The 15,501-nt window shown below is 69.9% G+C and carries 14 protein-coding genes; 5 read left to right on the forward strand and 9 right to left on the reverse strand.

Features of this window, described 5'->3' with window-relative positions:
• Positions 1 to 20: 20 nt before the first annotated feature.
• The 7 genes from G4X40_RS08985 to G4X40_RS09015 all read right to left on the reverse strand — a co-directional run bounded on the left by G4X40_RS08985 (position 21) and on the right by G4X40_RS09015 (position 7,228).
• Positions 21 to 476, reverse strand: coding sequence for a hypothetical protein (locus tag G4X40_RS08985; RefSeq protein ID WP_277831847.1), 456 nt, complete (start codon positions 474 to 476; stop codon positions 21 to 23).
• Positions 477 to 577: 101 nt separating this feature from the next.
• Entirely contained in the window at positions 578 to 1,774 is a 1,197-nt protein-coding gene (locus G4X40_RS08990; protein WP_277831848.1) for an acyltransferase family protein, read from the reverse strand.
• A 47-nt stretch (positions 1,775 to 1,821) separates the two neighbouring features.
• The gene (locus G4X40_RS08995) at positions 1,822 to 3,873 is read right to left on the reverse strand and encodes a CocE/NonD family hydrolase (RefSeq protein ID WP_277831849.1); all 2,052 of its coding nucleotides are present in this window, start codon (positions 3,871 to 3,873) and stop codon (positions 1,822 to 1,824) included.
• Positions 3,874 to 4,096: 223 nt separating this feature from the next.
• Complete coding sequence (locus G4X40_RS09000; RefSeq protein ID WP_277831850.1) at positions 4,097 to 4,915, reverse strand: class I SAM-dependent methyltransferase; 819 nt, start codon at positions 4,913 to 4,915, stop codon at positions 4,097 to 4,099.
• Positions 4,916 to 4,932: 17 nt separating this feature from the next.
• The gene (locus tag G4X40_RS09005) at positions 4,933 to 5,736 is read right to left on the reverse strand and encodes an SDR family oxidoreductase (RefSeq protein WP_277831851.1); all 804 of its coding nucleotides are present in this window, start codon (positions 5,734 to 5,736) and stop codon (positions 4,933 to 4,935) included.
• Between the two features lie 113 nt (positions 5,737 to 5,849).
• The gene (locus tag G4X40_RS09010) at positions 5,850 to 6,530 is read right to left on the reverse strand and encodes a ScbR family autoregulator-binding transcription factor (protein ID WP_277831852.1); all 681 of its coding nucleotides are present in this window, start codon (positions 6,528 to 6,530) and stop codon (positions 5,850 to 5,852) included.
• A gap of 20 nt (positions 6,531 to 6,550) precedes the next feature.
• Positions 6,551 to 7,228 carry a ScbR family autoregulator-binding transcription factor gene (locus G4X40_RS09015; protein WP_277831853.1) on the reverse strand — a complete coding sequence of 226 codons (678 nt, stop codon included), beginning with the start codon at positions 7,226 to 7,228 and terminating at the stop codon, positions 6,551 to 6,553.
• Between the two features lie 214 nt (positions 7,229 to 7,442).
• Here G4X40_RS09015 and G4X40_RS09020 point away from each other — a divergent pair, with 214 nt between their 5' ends.
• Positions 7,443 to 7,889 carry a PAS domain S-box protein gene (locus G4X40_RS09020; RefSeq protein WP_277831855.1) on the forward strand — a complete coding sequence of 149 codons (447 nt, stop codon included), beginning with the start codon at positions 7,443 to 7,445 and terminating at the stop codon, positions 7,887 to 7,889.
• Between the two features lie 18 nt (positions 7,890 to 7,907).
• On the opposite strand, the gene G4X40_RS09025 is transcribed toward G4X40_RS09020, so the two are convergent.
• Positions 7,908 to 10,226: an ATP-dependent DNA ligase gene (locus G4X40_RS09025; protein WP_277831856.1), complete on the reverse strand. Its 2,319-nt coding sequence runs from the start codon at positions 10,224 to 10,226 to the stop codon at positions 7,908 to 7,910.
• Positions 10,227 to 10,276: 50 nt separating this feature from the next.
• Between G4X40_RS09025 and ku the strand changes: the two genes are divergently transcribed.
• The 4 genes from ku to G4X40_RS09045 all read left to right on the forward strand — a co-directional run bounded on the left by ku (position 10,277) and on the right by G4X40_RS09045 (position 14,288).
• Entirely contained in the window at positions 10,277 to 11,092 is an 816-nt protein-coding gene (ku, locus tag G4X40_RS09030) for a non-homologous end joining protein Ku (protein ID WP_277831858.1), read from the forward strand.
• Positions 11,093 to 11,260: 168 nt separating this feature from the next.
• Complete coding sequence (locus G4X40_RS09035) at positions 11,261 to 12,463, forward strand: DUF3068 domain-containing protein (RefSeq protein ID WP_277831860.1); 1,203 nt, start codon at positions 11,261 to 11,263, stop codon at positions 12,461 to 12,463.
• A gap of 170 nt (positions 12,464 to 12,633) precedes the next feature.
• Positions 12,634 to 13,092, forward strand: a complete 459-nt coding sequence (locus G4X40_RS09040; protein WP_277831862.1) for a nitroreductase family deazaflavin-dependent oxidoreductase — start codon at positions 12,634 to 12,636, stop codon at positions 13,090 to 13,092.
• A 125-nt stretch (positions 13,093 to 13,217) separates the two neighbouring features.
• Positions 13,218 to 14,288: a phosphatase PAP2 family protein gene (locus tag G4X40_RS09045; RefSeq protein ID WP_277831864.1), complete on the forward strand. Its 1,071-nt coding sequence runs from the start codon at positions 13,218 to 13,220 to the stop codon at positions 14,286 to 14,288.
• Here G4X40_RS09045 and G4X40_RS09050 read toward each other — a convergent pair.
• On the reverse strand, positions 14,191 to 15,456 hold the full coding sequence (locus tag G4X40_RS09050; protein WP_277832378.1) for a polysaccharide biosynthesis protein: 1,266 nt from the start codon (positions 15,454 to 15,456) through the stop codon (positions 14,191 to 14,193). The two genes, G4X40_RS09045 and G4X40_RS09050, sit on opposite strands and share 98 nt — an antisense overlap.
• Between the last annotated feature and the right edge of the window lie 45 nt (positions 15,457 to 15,501).

Here is a 15,501-nt window from a genome sequence, read left to right on the forward strand (position 1 = left end):
CCTCCCGGTCCACGACCGGCTCACTGGCGCATCACGGTCTCCGGGCACAGCTGCGACCGCGACTGGCTCCAGACGGGAAAGAACAGTGTCGGCCGGTGTCCCGGATACTGCGCGGCGACCATCGCCAGGAACGCGGTCTCGTTGTTGTCGAACGAGTTCAGCAGGTTGCACGTCTGCAGGCCGAGCAGCGCCACCTGCCGGTACGACATCGGCTGCAGGCTGGCGTCGAGGTGCACCGACGGCACGAACCGGTCCAGCCCGCTGCCCCACGTGTTGAAGGCCTGCTGGGTCGAGAAGTCGCAGGTGCGGTCGAACAACTGCGCGCAGGTCTGCGACCTGCCCTCGACCACCAGGGACGGATCTGCCAGCGGCACATCGTTGTCATGGGTACGGGTGAGCAGCGTGACCGCCGCGACCGCGACGGCGACACACGCCGCGAGCACCACCGCGACGACCACGATCCGGGCAGCTCGCATGGCGCACTCCCACCCTCGGCGATAGGACCCCGACGACTTCCGAGCGTGGCACGCTCACCGCGCCGGGGCAGCGAAATCGCGCGAATCCCCGCGGAGCCGCCTCAGACGTGGCTGCGGCGACGCTCCCAGCGGGCCAGGCGGACCCGCGCCGGTTCCTCGATCAGCGCGAAGCTCGCCGAGGCAACCGGCAGCGTCAGGGCCACCGTGAGCACCCAGACCAGCGCCATGTTGCCGGCGAACGGCCGGATCCCGAAGGCAGGGAAGACCAGGGCCAGCACCGACAGATGCCAGAGGAACACCGCGTAGGACCATCGCCCGACCGCCAGCGCGGGTGGGCTCGCCAGGATCTTGTGCGCGGCGCGGTCGCCGTCGGTGCGCGCCTTCAGACCCAGCACCAGCGGTGCGAGCAGCGCGTACGCGAACACCGCGCCCAGCGCGATCTTGGTGGCGTACTGCCACGGGCTCGGCTGGGTCAGCCCCGGCGGACCGGCCAGGTCGGTGCACGACAGCGCGAACCCGAACAGCGCGATCAGTGCCATCACGATCCGGCGCTGGGCGAGCGCATACATCCGCCCGGGCGGGCTGACGGTCAACTCGGCGAGCAGCATGCCGGCGCCGAACCAGGCCACGTAGCCGGGCAACCAGTTCTCGGTGTTGACACCGCCGGGCACCGGCAGCGTCACGAACCCCCACCCGAGGCTGAGCACGCAGGCGGCGGCGATGACCGGGATCCGGTAGCGCGCGCGGTCGCCGCGCAGCCCGCACAGCAGCCAGGCCAGCACCGGCAGCGCCAGGTAGAACGCCACCTCCACCGACAGGCTCCACAGCTGGGTCAGCCCGCCGGTCAGGCTCAACGGGACGAAGACCTGCGTCAACGTCAGATTCGCCAGCCAGGTGCTGACCCCGGCGCCCCGCGCGTCCGGCAGGAACAGCAGCACCAGGACGACCAGCACCAGGTAGGCGGGCATGATCCGCACGACGCGGGAGCGCAGGTAGCGGACCGCACCCGGGCGCGGGCGCATCCCGCGGGCCGCCTGCGCGTGCGAGCGCCACAGCAGGAACCCGGACAGCCCGAAGAACAGCGCGACCGCGAGGTCGAAGCGCCCCCAGATCCGTCCGAGCACCGACGCGCCGGAGTTGCCGGTCTGGAAGGCCACGTGCGTGATGACCACGCCCAGCGCGGCGAACGCGCGCATCCCCTCGAGCGCGGGGATGAAGCCCCGCGGCGAGGGGATGGCGCGGGCCGGGCGCGCTCCCTGCGCGTCCGCCGCGGCCGTGATCTCGGTCTGGGTCACCATCGCGGTTCAGTATGGACCACCGGTGTGCGGGAGCCCGCGGAGCCGCCTCAGCCGATCGGCTTGCTCAGCGGCACGTTGACGAAGCTGGGTGCAGACGGGTCCAGCACCAGGTGCTGCGGCTTGAGCCCGCTCTCGTTGAGCAGCGGACGAAGCATCATGCCCTTGGGGAAGTTGCTGGCGAACACGTCCACCCGCAACCGGTGCCCGGGCTTGAGCACCGCATCGGTCGCGGTCAGGCCGACGTCGAGTGTGGTCGGCTGCCCCGGGACGATCGGCTTACGCGACGCCAGCGACAGGATGTGCACCGGATCGGTGTAGTCGCCGTTGGCGGACCTGCTGCTCTTGGCCTCGTCGACCGCACGGAGCGACGAGGTGAGTTGGCCGCTGGTGAGCACCGTCGAGGTGCCGTCGGGCGCGACGTCGTTGAGCGTCGCGGTCCAGTAGCCGTCGGTCGCGTCGAGCACGGTGTTCAGATGCAGGTTGACCGGGCCGGAGATCTCCGTGGGCGCGGTCACCGGGGCGCTGGTGAACGTGAGCGCGTCGCGTTCGGCGATCCGCGAGTCCTTGCCGCAGACGTCGAGCACCGCGGTCACACCGATCGTCTCCTGGGACGCGTCCCGCGAGCACAGCGTGGTCAGGCCCGGCGCGACGGTCAGCGACACGGTTCCCGGGACCGCGGCGGGGGTCAAGCTGCCGTCGTGCGTCGCGTACGGCGCGGTGCCGCTGGCCTGCGCCCCGAGGTACATCCGGTGATAGGTCATGCCCGGCCGCGGGAACCGGTCGAGAGTGGTCCAGCCGTTGCCCTGCTGCCACGAGGTGATCGGGCCGTAGGTCTGGATACCGTTGTCGATCCCCTTGAGCCAGTGGTCGAACCAGGCCCGCTGCAGCACGTCCAGACCCGGCGGGTTGCCGGGCTGCCCCATCGTCGAGCCGGGGTCGAGATGGTAGGTGTCGCCCATGATCAGCTGCTTCTGACCGGCCGGCAGCGGGATCGCGTTGTAGATCCGCGGCTCGCTGTTGGTGAAGATGTCGTGCCAGCCGCCGTACACCATGGTGGGGGTGTCGATGTTCTGCGGCTGCAGGACCAGATCCTTGCGTAGCGAACTGTTCGGGTCGAGCAACTTCTGCAGGTCCGGCGGGATGTCTTTGACGGTGGGCACGGTCAGCGCCGCCCACAGCAGGTTCATGAAGGTCAGCGGGTCTTTCTGCCGGTCCGCCAGCCACTTCCAGTCGAAGGTGCCGTTGAGCATCGACTGGACGTTGGGCACCCACTTGAGCCCGTTGACCGCGGCCAGCCACATCGGCATGAAGCCGATGCCCAACGCGCCGCCCGGGGCGACCACGTCGCGCAGGATGTCGCCGCCCGGCTCGACCGGGAAGATCGCCTTGAGCGCGGCCGGGCGACGACTGGCCGCCTGCACCTGGTTGATCGCCGAGTACGAGACGCCGCTCATGCCGACCTTGCCGTCCGACCACGGCTGCTCGGCGGCCCAGTCGACGGTCTCGACGGTGTCCTGCTGCTCGCGGCCCTGGAGCACCTGCCAGGTGCCCTGCGAGAAGCCGGTGCCGCGCACGTCGGCGACGACCTGGGTGTAACCCGACTCGATCAGCTTCGGGTCGACGGTGAACGTGCGCAGCCCGCCGCCGGAGACCGCCTTGATCAGGTCGCCGAGCCCGCTGACCGGAGTGCCCGACAGGTTGATCGCATTCGCGATGTCGATCGCCGGCTGCGCCAGCGGCGGCTGGTTGAGCGCCGCGGAGGCGATGGCCGAGACCAGCTTGGTGTACGGGGTCATGTTGACGATGACCGGCGTCTTCACGTCGACCGGCCGGCCCGAGGCGTCCGCCGGGCGGTACACGTTGGCCTTGAGGACCACGCCGTCACTCATCCGGATCGGCACGTCCCAGTCGATGTGCATCCCCGGATACTTCTGCGGCCCACGCTCGGTCGCAGTCCACTGGGCGCCGAGCGCCCCCGCATCCGGGGTGTGCGGGGCGACCGGACTCGGCGCCGCGGCCGCCGGCAGCGCCACCGCCATCGTCGTCGCCGCTGCCAGCGCAGCCCCCATCGCGGCCGTGATCATCCGCCGTCGACTCATCAGAGAATCCCCCGTCTCCCGCACCGTTACGGTTGTCGAACGCGACCGCCGGCCATGAGGAAAGAGCGTGACCCACACCACCGGAACACATTCGCGGGCATACCCAATCACACTGTTGACCATTAATCAATAACGAGATGAACGCCAGGTGAGATGGGACCGGCCGGTTTACAACGAGCACCGCGGGACGCGCCCGGCCGTGCCGCCCGTCCCACCGTGCCGGTCAGTTCGGCGCCGCCGCGAACCGGTTCAGCGTGAACGAACGGCGCAGCATCGGATCGAACAGCGGCAGCAGCGTCCGATACGCAGGCGACAGCCGGGCGCGCACTTCCCGCGGCGGACGGGCGATCGTGGTCGATTCGAGAGGGCACCAACCCGACTCGCGCAGTTCCGCCGGATCGTCACACGCCCACGACCACGGGACCTCGAGGTTGTTGCGGGCTGCCCGCCGATGCTGGCGCCGCACCTCATCGCGGGTGTAGAGGTCGGCGGCCAGCACGGCGCCGGGAAACCGCCGCGACAGCACGGACAAGGTGCGCCGCACCCGGTCTTCGGGCAGATAGACCAGCACGCCCTCGGCGACGAACAGCCGCGGGGGCGGGCTCGTCTCGAGGCGGTCCATCCAGTCCTCGTCGAGCACCGACGCGGCGACGGTCCGGCGACGGTCGGTGTCGTCGAAGTACCTGCGGCGCAAAGCCATCGTGTCCGGCAGGTCCAGGTCGAACCACCGCACGGAACCGTTGTCCGTCCGCTCGAAGCGGGTGTTCAGCCCGGTGCCGATCTCGACGACCGTGCCGCAGGGATGCTCGGCGAGGAACTCGCGCACCCAGCAGTCGAGAATCGCCGTGCGCAACACCATGATCGCCGTGGCCGGCCATCGGCTGTAGCGCGGGGCCGGCACGTTCAGCGCGTCGAGGATCTCGACGGCCTTGGGGTCGCGCAGGATCGCACGGCGCCTGCCGGTCTCGCGCGCACGAGCGGCGAGCGGGAAGTACAGCGTCTGCTGCACCGCGCCCAGGGGCAGCGGGTCGTTCTGCGCCATCACCGAAACCTAACCCATCAGGCGAGGTCCCACACCCGAGGCCAGTCCTTTCCACGGAAGGCCGCGTCCACCCCGCCGTCCATGAACAGCACCGATCCGACGAAATAGCTCGACTCCGCCCCGAGCAGGAACGCCACCAGCGCGGCCACCTCGTCGGGGCGTCCGCCGCGCCCGATCGGGGTCGAGGCGATGAACTGTTCGATGGCCGCGCCCGTCACCTGGTCGCCGCGGAGCCCGTCGGTCATCGGAGTGTCGATCAGCCCCGGCGCGATCGCGTTGAGCCGGATGCCCTGCGCGATGTACTCGGCCGACCGGGTGCGCGCGTAGTACGCCAGCGCGGCCTTGGTGGCCGGATAGGCCTGCAGCCCGCCGAGATCGCCGAATCCGTCCGCCAGGGACCTGGCCTTGTCCTCGTCGCCGGCCAGGCAGGCCTCGGCGAGTTCGACCGGCCAGTTCGGTTGCGTCGTCGTGGAATTGGAGCTGATCAGCACGACCGACGAGTCCTGCCCGGCGGCCAGCAGCGAACGCAGGCCCTCGAGCACCTCGATCGCCCCGAAGTAGTTCACCGCGACCAGCAGGCTGCCGGCGCGGCCGCCGGTGGACGCCAACCCGGCGAACGGCACGAAGCCGTCGAGGCTGCCGGCGGCGAGTTCGGCGACCCGTTCGACCGCCTCCGCACGTCCGGCGGCGGACCCCAGATCGACGTTGACGTCCGCGCCCGCCCGGTCGACCCCGATCACGCGGTGACCGGCAGACTGCAGTCGTTCCCGGGTGGCGGCGCCGAGCCCGGAGGCCGTGCCGGTCAGTGCATAGGTCGCCATCGAGAGCCCCTTTCGTCCCGCGGGTACGGCCGACTCCGGCCTGCGGGTGTGCAGCACACTATTGCCGCAGAACCGCCGCCGCATCGCGGTCGTCTCCCGCCGAGCGGGAGGTGTCAGCCGGCCGGAGTGTCCGCGTCGGGAGTGACCGCGCCGGCGCGGGCGGTCGCGGTCTCGCGAGAGAGGAACTCCTGGAAGTACGACTGCCCGGCAGGAGGGACTGCGGCCCGAACCAGCAACCGCCACACCGTCTCCAGCCGTCCGACGACGTCCGTGCGACCGCCGAGTGCCTCGGAGGCGAAGAACGCGCCGGACAGCGCGCTGGTGACGCCGGAGGTCAGCTCGTCGAGGTCCAGGCCGTCGTCGATGTCGCCCTGGTCGACGGCGGCCTGCACCACCGCCCGGACCACACCGGTCCAGTCCTGGAAGCTCTCGCCCTCGGCTCCCCGGAAGTCACCGATCTCCAGCAACAGGCGGCCCCCGGTCCGCAACAACGCCTCCTCGCGGAACAGCACGGCCGTCACAAAACAGCAATGGATGAACTTCTCCAGGGCCGGGGCACGCGAACTGGTGATGTTCGTCAACTCGGCCCGGAGCTGATCCACCGACGCGTCGATGACCGCACGCGCCAGGGCCTCTTTGGAATCGAAGTGAAAGTACAACGAGCCCTTGGTGACACCGGCCCCGCTGATGATGTCGTTGAGGCTGGCCCGCCCGTAGCCCAGGTGACCGAACACGTCCACCGCCGCGGCGATGATGTTGTGACGGGTGGTCTCTGCACGGATCTGTCGTGGCATGTCGGTGTCCTCGCGCGTCGTCAGCTGATCGCCACGGGGGAGGACGTCAGTTCCCGGATCTCGTGACGCCCGCGGCGCTGGACCAGGTGGACGAAATAGGGGAGCTTGTCCGCCGGCACGACCCCGGGGAGCACCAGTTCCCACGCGTGCTGGATGTCCAGCAGGAACCGGGCCGGATCCCGTGGATCGGCGTAGTCACCGAGGCCGAACATGATCGACGTCAGGATCCGCGAGAGCCCGTCGGGAGTGTGGTCGCCGCGGACGTCGCCCTCCACGGTCGCCCGCTCGATCAGCCCACCGAGCACGCCGGTCCATTCGGCCTGGCTGTCCCGGAGCACATCGGTGTCGCGGCCGATCTCGACCGTCAGCCGGACCCCCGCCTGCACCATGCGGTTCTCGACGAAACGGCGGCCGGTCGCGAAGAAGATGTCCATCACCGATTCGAGGCCGGACAACCGCCGGGTGAACGTTTCGGCCACCGCTTCCCGGAAGAGCCGGCGCTTCTCGTCGATGACGGCCTCGGCCAGCTCGAGTTTGCTGGGGAAATGGAAATGCAGCGCACCCTTGCTGACCTGCGCGCCCGCCACGATGTCGCTGATGTTGACGCGGCTGTACCCGCGTCTGGAGAACTCGTCCGCAGCCGAGTCGAGGATCGCACGTCGAGTCGTCTCCGCTCTTGGCTCCTTCGACGCAACCACGTACGGCTCTCCCTTTCGATCGTTTTCCGATGACGAACCGCCACACATCGTGGCAAACGGTCACAAACGCTAACGAACCGATAACGAACGCTAACGAAGCAGACAGGGTTCGTCCACTTCGTTGGCTCGCTCACACTTGTCCCGAACCGTGTAACGGACCACGGTCCCGGTGCGAACCTAAAGGTCAAACGGTCGGGACCATGAAGAGGGAAATATGCACGACAAGGCGCTCACCAGCTCCACCGCGGGCGGCATCGACGCGTCCGACTACGCCGAACTGCTCGCCAATCTCGATCTCGCGGTCGCGGTGAACGACACCTGCGGGCGGATCTATGCGATCAACGACGCCTTTGCCGATCTGTTCGGTTATTCGGTGCAGGAGGCCCCGCACGTCAACATCCGTCAGATGGTGCCCGCCGACTACGGCGACGACCTCGAGCACCACTGGGCGGCACTCGACAGCGGCGAGGCGCGGTCGATGTCCGGCGGCCGCAAATTGATCCACAAGGACGGCAGCACCCGATGGGTACGGGTGCACGCCAGCGCGGCACGGCGACAGGATCGGACGCTGGTCCTGACCGTCGTCGAGGACTGGACCGACCACAAGTGGTCGGATCCGGGGTTCATGGCATCGACGGACCCGGCCGACAGCGGCAACTGATCCGTCCACGCGACCGGATCAGCCGCCGAGTTCCCCGGGGCTCTTGTCCGGACGCAGCCCGCGCCAACTCGGATGCCGCAGGTGTCCCGACGCGGTCTGCTCCGCGTACCTGACCTCACCGACCAGTTCCGGCCGCACCCAGCACGCATCCTTGCGGTCCGCCGCGGGCAGCTCCTCCACGAACGGGCTGTCGGCGCAGCCCAGCTCCCCGAGCCGCTCGGCAAGCGAGGACAGCTGGGCCTCGGTGAACCCGGTGCCGACCCGGCCCAGATAGCGCAGCCCGCCTTCGCCGGGGAGACCGAGCAGCAACGACCCGAAGGTCGCGGCGCGCGAGCCCTCACCGCGGCGGAAGCCGCCGATCACGACTTCCGCTGCGTTCCAGTGCTTCTCCTTGATCCACGCCGAACCGCGCCGACCCGGAAGGTAGGTCGAGTCCCGCCGCTTGGCGACCACCCCTTCGAGGCCGCGCCGACCGCTCTCGGCCAACGCCTGCGCACCCGTGCCGCCGATCCGGTCCGGGACCTCCGCGCGGGTGAGCATGCGCGCCAGCGACTCGAGCACCCTGCGTCGGTCGTCATATCGCTTGTGCAGCAACGACACCCCGTCGAGGTGGAGCACGTCGAACAGATACAGCACCACCTCCACGCGGCGGCGGACATCCTGCAGCAGCGCGAAACTCGGTGCGCCGGAAGGGTCGGTCACCACCAGCTCCCCGTCGAGCACCGCCCGGTGGTTGCGCAGGTCCTCCCCCAGCCCGGCGAGCGCCGGATAGTCGGCGGTGAGGTCGCGGCCGGAGCGGCTGACCAGCCGCAGCCGGCCGCCGTCCACCTCGACGAGCACCCGATAGCCGTCGTACTTGCCCTCGAAGGCCCACTCGTCCGGGTCGAGTCCGCTGACGGTGCCGGCGGTGGCGAGCATCGGACGCAGCCCGCTGGGCAGGCCCCCGCTCGACAGGTCCGAGCTCGCCTGGTCTCCCTGGGCCGGCCCCGGCTTCATCCGGTGTACCAGCCACTGCGTGCCGCCGGTACGGATCAGCGCGTACCGCCCGCTGAGACGGTCGCCGTGCAGGTCGACGATGACCTCGTCGTCGCGCCATTTCTCGGTGTCATAGGTGCCGCGGTCGTAGATCTCGACGTGCCCGCCGCCGTACTCGCCCTTCGGGATGTCGCCCGCGAAGCCGCCGTACTCGAGCGGGTGGTCCTCCGTCTGGATCGCCAGCCGGTTCTCGCCCGGGTCGTCCGGCAGGTTCTTCGGCACCGCCCACGAGACCAGCACGCCGTCGCGTTCGAGCCGGAAGTCCCAGTGCAGCCGGGTCGCATGGTGTTCCTGGACGACGAACGTCGCGCCGGGGCCGGGCGCCGGCGCGGCGTTCGCGTGCGGGATGGGCTCCGGGGTGCGGCGCGGGTCGCGTTTGCTCCGGTAGTCCGCAAGCCGGTCCGCGGCGTCCTGGCCCGTACCCGTGTCGGGGTCGAGCCCGGCGAGCAGGTCGCCGTCGCGCCGCAACCGCTCGATCACCTCGTCGTACCGCAGTTGCCGCAGCTGCGGGTCCTCGAGTTCGGCCCATGTCCGCGGCGCCGCGACCGTCGGCTCCGCGCGACCGCGCAGCGAGTACGGGCAGATCGTCGTCTTATTGGCGTGGTTCTGGCTCCAGTCGATGAACACTTTCCCCGCCCGGCGGGTCCGCGACATCCTCGCCGTCACCCGGTCGGGCCACTGCCGTTCCAGGATCGTCGCCACCCGGTGCGCCAGGGTCGACGCCGACGCGGAACGGATCGGCCGGTCGGCCAACGGCACATACAGGTGGATTCCCTTGCCCCCGCTGGTCACCGGGAAGGCCGGCAGTCCGATCTCGTCGAGTCGGTCGCGGATCGCCTGCGCGACCTCGGCGCACTGCGTCAGCGTGACCCCCTCGCCGGGGTCGAGGTCGAACACCAACCGGGTCGCCGGTCCGATCGCGGAGTCGGGCCCGACCGCGCCGCTCCCGGTGAAGCGCCACTGGGGCACGTGCGCCTCGAGCGCCGCCTGCTGACCCAGCCACGCCAGGCCCGCCACCGATTCGATCAGCGGATACCGGACGGTGCGGGCACGATGTTCGATCCGGCGTGCCGGGAGCCAGTGCGGCGCCGAGTCCGGCAGGTTCTTCTCGAAGAACGCATCGTGGTCCACGCCGTTCGGCCAGCGCTTGCGGGTCACAGGCCGGCACCGCAGGTGCGGCAGCATCGCCGGGGCCACGCCGAGGAAGTACTCGATCACGTCGCCCTTGGTCGTCCCGGTCGCCGGATACATCACCTTGTCGCGGTTGGTGAACTCGACCCGTCGACCGTCGAAGGTCGCCACGTTGCGAGATTAACCGGCACGAACCCTTCGTGACCGGCCATAATGCGAAGATGCGGTCGATCTGGAAGGGCTCGCTCGCGTTCGGTCTGGTCAACGTCCCGGTCAAGGCCTACGCCGCGACCGAGGACCACGACCTGAAGTTCGGTCAGGTGCACGCGGCGGACCACGGCAAGATCCGCTACCGGCGGGTCTGCGAGGTGTGCGGCGAGACGGTCCAGTTCACCGACATCGCCCGCGCCTACACCGCCGACGACGGCCGCAGCGTCATCATCACCGACGACGACCTCGCGACGCTGCCCGAGGAATCCGCGCACGAGATCGAGGTGCTCGAGTTCGTCGCCGAGGACGAACTCGACCCGATCACCTTCGATCGCAGCTATTTCCTGGAGCCGTCCGGACCGTCACCGAAGGCCTACGCACTGCTGCGCCGCACGCTCGAGGACACCGGCCGGGTGGCCATCGTCCATTTCGCGCTGCGCCGCAAGACCCGGCTCGCGACGCTGCGGGTGCGCGGCGACGCCCTGCTGGTGCAGACGCTGCTGTGGCCGGACGAGGTGCGCACCGCCGACTTCCCGGTGCTGGACAAGGACGTCACGGTCAAGGACGCCGAACTGGCGATGGCGAAGACACTGGTGGACAGCATGTCCGCGAGCTTCGACCCCGACCGGTATCACGACACGTATCAAGAGGAGCTCGCCGAACTGGTCGAGGCGAAGCTCGAGGGCGGCGAGGCCTTCGGCCCTGCGACCACGGAAATCGGGGGCGGCGACGCGGACGCCGAGGTCATCGATCTGCTGACCGCGCTGGAGAAGAGCGTCCGAGCGACCACCGGGGACACCGGGGGTCGACGCGGCGCCACCCGGTAGCAAGCAGGCGGCAAAACACGCCGGTACTGGATCGAACGTCTCGATCATCACTGTTAAGGTCACCACACGCGTGGTATATCCGTGCCCACAGGTGGGTTCGGCGACTACTCGCGCAGGTTTCGTTGGTTGCAGAAGGTCTGCGCGAGCACTGTTGAGGAGACAACGACAATGGCCAATAGCCCCGGTAGGACGTCACGGATCCTCGCCTGTGTGCTGGTCGCGCTGGGCGCGTTCCTGCTCACCTGCGCGGCGCTGCTGCCGACCTACACCAAGAGTCACGCGCTCAAGACGCCGCTGGACCTCGAGGTCACCATCGTCGCGAACGGCAAGGGCTCGGTCCTCGACGTCGCCTCGCTCGCGTCCGGCACCGCGCACGTCGACAAGGACGTGCCGCTGACCGTGCAGCGCTTCGTCACAGTCGAGGACCCGTCGAACGCAGACATCATGACCGTCCAGTCCGGGCAGACCCTGCGCCGCGGCGACAAGAGCGGCGACGCCGCGGTCGTCAACGCGTTGGTCGACCGGGTCACCGTCGACCGCAAGACCTCGATGCCGACGAACGACCCGGTCGGCACCATCCAGACGCAGCCGGGCCGCCCGGGCATCCCGGTCGAACGCCACGGCCTGCAGTACAAGTGGCCGTTCGACGTGGAGAAGAAGACCTACCCGTACTTCGACGTCACCGCCCGCACCACCAACCCGATCGATTTCGTCGACCAGACCGAGATCAACGGCATGAAGGTGTACAAGTTCCACCAGGTCGTGCCGGTCACGGACCTGTCGAAGACCGCGCCCGGCAGCGACAACCTGGTCAGCCTGCCGGCGAAGAACTGGGGCCTGCCGGGTGACGCGCCGGTCACCATGCACCGCTACTACACCGACGACCGCACCATGTGGGTCGACCCGGTCACCGGCACCATCATCAAGTCGACCGACCACATGACCCAGTACTTCGGCCGCAACCCCGAAGAGCGCGCGCTGACCGTGCTGGACATGAACGTCAGCTTCAACGAGGCGACCATCGAGTACCAGATCAACCAGGCGAAGGACGGCCAGGACAAGATCTCGCTGTACACCCGGATCCTGCCGCTCGTCGCCCTGATCGTCGGCCTGATCGCGCTGATCGGCGGCGTCATCCTCGGCCTGCGCTCGGTCAAGCAGCGGGGCGTGTCGATGAAGAAGCAGGCCCCGGCCGGCAGCGGCGACCCGGCGTTCGACAACGCCGAGACGCAGGTGATCGACTACGGCAAGGGCGGACCCGCCGGCCAGGACTGGGGCGAGGCCAACACCGAGGTCTTCCCCGCGGCCGACCAGCACGAGCACGGTTCCCACGAGAAGGGGACCGACGAGGGCCCGGCCAACCGGGACTGATCGCTCCACTTCCGAATGCCCCGCTCACGCGTGTGAGCGGGGCATTCGGCATTCTCTGGCCGGGAATGCACCCTCCTCGCCAAAAGCGAGAGCAGTGCTCTTGACTCGGATCCGCGAGCAGTGTTCACTGAACTCGACAGAGAGCACTGTTCACAATCTGAGGAGACGTGATGACCAGCTACGACAGCACCCGCAACATCCGGCCCGACGGCCGCGTCGCTCCGCTGATGAACCGCGCCGTCGCGGGACTGACAAGTCGCGGGATCAGCCTGTTCGGCAGCCGGATCCTGTCGGTGCGCGGCCGCAAGAGCGGCGAGTGGCGCAACACCCCGGTCAACGTCCTCGACCACGACGGGCAGCGCTACCTGGTCGCCCCGCGCGGGCACACCCAGTGGGTCCGCAATCTGCGGGCGAGCGGCGAGGGACTGCTGCGGGTGGGCCGGCGCACCGAGACGTTCAGCGCCGTCGAGATGACCGATGCCGACAAGCCCGAGGTGCTGCGGGCGTACCTGCGGCGGTGGAAGTTCGAGGTGGGCGTGTTCTTCGACGGCATCGGAGCAGATGCCTCGGACGAGACGCTGCTGTCGATCGCGCCCGGCTACCCGGTTTTCCGGATCCACACCGTCTAGCACAGCGGCGCGGGCCCCGTCTTTCGGCCACCCCCCGACCCACCCCCAGGATTCGGTACTAACGTGCCCCGTTGATCGTGCACGATTAAGAGTCCGCCAACGGCGGGTGAACGGGAGGCACCGGGGTGACCGAGCTCGAGGAGCATGCGTCCGGCAGCACCCCGCCGGACCCCGGACCCGACCGCCCGCCGCGCGACCTGACCAAGGTGCGCCGCATCGCGCTGGCCACCTGGCTCGCGCTCGTCGTGCTGCGGCTGGCGCTGCTGGGCGTCTCGTTCGACCGCACCCAGATCCTGCTGCTGATCGTGCCGGGGCTGATGGTCGCGTGCATTGGCCGGCGTCGGATGGTCACGGTCGCGCTCGATTGGCTGCCGTTCGCGCTGCTGCTCGTCGCCTACGACCTCAGCCGCCGCGTCACCAGCGTGATCGGGCTGCCGGTGCACTGGCACCTGGGTCCGGACGCAGACCGTGCGATGTTCGGCGAGGTCCCGACGGTGTGGCTGCAATCGCACCTGAAAACCGCCACCCCCAGCTGGTGGGAGGTGATCATCAGCGCGATCTACATCTCGTTCTTCATCGTCCCCTACGCGATCGCCGCGGTGCTGTGGCTGCGCGACCGCGTGGTCTGGCGCAAGTACATCTACCGGTTCATCGTGATGTCGTTCCTGGCGCTGGTCGGTTACGTCCTGGTGCCCGCGGCCCCGCCGTGGGCGGCCGCCCGCTGCACCCCCGCGGAGGTCGCCGACGGCCCGTCCGCGCCGGCCTGCATGTTCGAGTCGCCGGCCGGGGTGCCCGACGGCGGGCTGCTGGGCCCGGTCCATCCGCACAATCCGGGCGCGGAGCCGTACGTCGAGCGACTGTCGAACCGCGGCTGGGACACCCTGCACTTCGGCGCCGCCAGCACGATGGTCGACTCGAACCAGGCCAGTTCGAACCTGGTCGCGGCGATCCCGTCGCTGCACGCGGGCCTGACCGCGATGGTGATGGCGTTCCTGTGGCCGCTGGTCCGGCGACGCTGGAGACCGCTGCTCGCCGCGTACGCGCTGGGCATGGCGTTCGCGCTGGTCTACACCGGCGAGCACTACATCACGGACATCCTCATCGGCTGGGCGCTCGCGGCCGCCGTGCTCGTCGGGTTCGGCTGGTTCGACCGGTGGCGGGAGCGTCGGCGACCGACCGCAGCACCAACGCCGTGACGACCGCCGTCGTCACCGCGGCACAGGCGACGGCGGAGACCAGCAGCGCGGTGACCGATCCGGCCAGCGGCAGCACGACCGCCTCGACGGCCACGCCGACCCAGGCGACCCCGGCGAATCCGGTGCGCTCTCGGGCGATCGTCGACAGCAGCGCACCCTGCAGCAACGCCAGGATCGCGCCCTCGAGCGCGAACAACCACAACAGCCCGGTCACCGGGCGGTAGGCGTCGCCGACCAGCAGCGGCACCAGCGGCGCGGCGACCGCCGCGGCCAGCACCGCGAGCACACCGACCCCGGCGAGCACCAGCAGCGCGGTCCGCACGGCCCGCGCCGAGTGGTCGGGGTTCGCCATCCGCGGATAGAGCACGACGCCGACCGCCTGGGGCAGCCAGAACGCCGCCTTGGTGGCGATCGCCCCCATCGCATACAGGCCCGCGTGGTCCTCGTCGAGGACCGCGCGGGCCACGATCAGGTCGAGCGAGGTGAGCACGACCAGCACCAACTGCACCTGCGAGGCCAGCAGCACCGCGACCACACCGGCGGTCCGCCCGGCCGGGTCGATCCGCAGCCCGGACTGCAATCCCGTGCGCGCCATCAGGTGCGCCGCCCCCGCCGCCACCGCGGTGCCGACCGCGCCGGCCAGCAGCGCGGCCGCCGGTCCGCCGCCGGCCCACAGCACGGCGACGCCGGGGATCACCCGTGCGAGCCCCGCCCCGGCCAGCACCGCGCTGAGCGGTCCGAACCGTCCCTGACCCTGCAGCAGGCCCTGTTCGGCGCCGAGCAGCACCAGCAGTGGGGCGGCGACCAGCGCGGCGGCCGCGGTCCACTCCCCGGTGCCCAGCACCGCCGCGCACAGCGGCGTCGCCGCGGCGGCCAGCAGCGCGGCGATGACCGTGCAGCGGTAGCCGAGCCGGCGGGCGCCGGCCGGGTCCGCCCCGCGGGCAACCTCGCGGGCCACCACGGTCTGCAGTGCGAGGGCGGGAACAGCGATGACCAACTGGGCGGTCAGCAGGCTGGCGAACTCGCCGTAGCCGTCGGGTTGCAGGAATCGCCCGGCCACCAGGTGCAGCAGGTAGGCGGCGACGTTCGCGGTCATCGAACCGACAGTCACCATCGTCATCCCGGTCAACGCGGCCCGCCTTGCCGTCGAACCGTCCTGCCGGGGCATCTCCACGTCGCTCATGATGTCACCCCGCGCGCGGGTGCCCGCCCG

The organism is Speluncibacter jeojiensis (assembly GCF_029589495.1).
GTDB classification, from domain to species: Bacteria; Actinomycetota; Actinomycetes; order Mycobacteriales; family Mycobacteriaceae; genus Speluncibacter; species Speluncibacter jeojiensis.